The following is a 1,906-nucleotide window of genomic DNA, read 5'->3' as shown; positions in this document are numbered from 1 at the left end:
GGTTTGTGACGCTTGGCGCGATCGTGCTCGGTTTAATGGCTCTAGCCTGGTCGGTCAGCAATCTCTTGGCATTCATGGCGATTACGGCAATCGCTGGCATCTGTTATGCGTTCTTGATTATCTGTAGTCACGATTCGGTTCACCACACCCTGACGGGATGGTCGTGGTTTGAGACAATCTCACCCCGCTTGACGACTTGGCCGATGTGCTGGCCCTATGGCACCTATGCGCTGCTACATCGCTTGCATCATGGCTGGAATGGGATCGACTTGCGCGACCCAGAGCGCGCGCAGTGGACACAAGCCGAGTATCAACGGGCAAACCCCCTCCTGCGCTGGTATGTCCGCCATCAAGGGCTGTTGGATATTTTCGTGCTAGGTGGGATCGGGCTGATTCTCAAAACCTTTATTCATGGTTGGAAATTGAGAACTGTACTGCCGCAATTGCGAACGCAGCTTTGGCTCGATCTGACGGGCATACTGGCGATTCAAGGTGGATTGCTGGTCTTTTTTGGTCAACGGGGTGAACTCGGTCGCTATCTGCTGTTCGGGCTGATTTTGGAACGTACCATCGGCGCGATCGGGCAGATGCGCGATCGATTGGAACACTATGGGATGTGGGGAAAAACTGGCGGCTACCAACTGACGCAACTCTACGCCTGTCGTAATCTAGATACCTATCCTTGGGTTGGTTGGCTGATGGGCGGACTGAATTATCATGCCGTCCACCATGCCTTCCCAGATATACCCTTCAATAAATTGCCCGCAGCATTCGATCTCATTCAGGCGGTTCTCAAACAGCATGACTTACCATTGATGCTTCAGGGCAAAGGTTATGTGCAGGAAACGATCGAGCTAAATCGGCATCCCGCCACGATTGGCGTAGTTAATCCTCAAGATCTCAGGGGTCGTCATTACTCACTACCAGTAGCTTCGATCGATCCAAACTGTCCAACGATTTCAAGCGCAGATTTGAGATAATCTAGAGCCAATTCCTTGCCCCGACAAGCGATCGAGGATAGGTTTGCGCCCAAGGTAAAATCGATCGCCGGAATCGTGAGTAGATAAGCAACGGGGGTCGCACCATACAGCTTTTGCGTTATTCCCAAGAGTAACTGGGGTGTGATGATATGGGTGCTAAAGTTTTCGTCACCACCTGCGAAGATAGGGGTGATTGTGATGTCCGGTTTCGCTCGATCTTGGGTGACAATAGCATCGACAAATATGACTAAATCTACATCGGCGATGTCTGCGGCAAGTTCTGGTAATAGTTGATGGACGGCAATCGATCGAACTTGGGGAAGTTGCCATTCGGCGACGGTTTCAGCGACTTGGTAGCCGATGCCGTCATCACCTCTGAGAGTGTTGCCATAACCGATGACGAAAACTTTCATACTAACTGGATTCATCCTGATGATATTGGTAAGCTAACGATAGGCGTTAGAATGGAATGTGAAAATTTTGAAGTCCGATCTAGTATTCAAGCCATGACTGAGTAAACCAATCGAATGGGTTGGTGCGGCGAAAGAAGATCTGATGGACTTTCCCGATGATGCGCGTCGTCGGGCTGGGTTTGAGTTACGATCTATTCAGCAAGGCGATTTTCCCTCGGATTTTAAGCCAATGTCCACGGTGGGGAAAGGGGTGGAGGAGATCCGAATTCGGACTGATGATGCTTACCGTATTTTTTATGTCGCTAGGTTTGAGGATGCTGTTTACGTTCTTCATTCTTTTCAGAAGAAGACTCAGAAGACTTCCCGTCGCGATACAGCGGTTTGCAGGTTTATGAGGGACAACAGCAGCAGTGTGCAAACCAGTTGCGAAGGTGAATAGGATTTATTAAATCTATCGCTGTTGCAATCAAAGTATCAACCATCTTAGATGTTGTTGGTGAAAACTGTCTGAGG

General features: G+C 49.5%; 3 protein-coding genes. 2 read left to right on the top strand and 1 reads right to left on the bottom strand.

Annotated elements, in window-relative coordinates; genetic code table 11:
• Positions 1-980 (top strand): fatty acid desaturase (locus RMO27_RS04710; RefSeq protein WP_309729701.1); only part of this gene is annotated, 980 nt, incomplete at its 5' end.
• On the opposite strand, the gene RMO27_RS04705 is transcribed toward RMO27_RS04710, so the two are convergent.
• A complete protein-coding gene (locus RMO27_RS04705; protein ID WP_309729697.1) occupies positions 914-1,408 on the bottom strand; it encodes a hydrogenase maturation protease in 495 nt (164 codons plus the stop codon). The two genes, RMO27_RS04710 and RMO27_RS04705, sit on opposite strands and share 67 nt — an antisense overlap.
• A gap of 127 nt (positions 1,409-1,535) precedes the next feature.
• On the opposite strand from RMO27_RS04705, the gene RMO27_RS04700 reads away from it, so the two are divergent.
• Complete coding sequence (locus tag RMO27_RS04700; protein WP_309729693.1) at positions 1,536-1,832, top strand: type II toxin-antitoxin system RelE/ParE family toxin; 297 nt, start codon at positions 1,536-1,538, stop codon at positions 1,830-1,832.
• Positions 1,833-1,906 lie beyond the last annotated feature (74 nt).

Source organism: Chamaesiphon sp. OTE_75_metabat_556, assembly GCF_031378165.1.
Lineage (GTDB): Bacteria > Cyanobacteriota > Cyanobacteriia > Cyanobacteriales > Chamaesiphonaceae > Chamaesiphon.
Note: the sequence above shows the minus strand (reverse complement) of the source record. Positions and strands in the feature narration are given on the sequence as shown.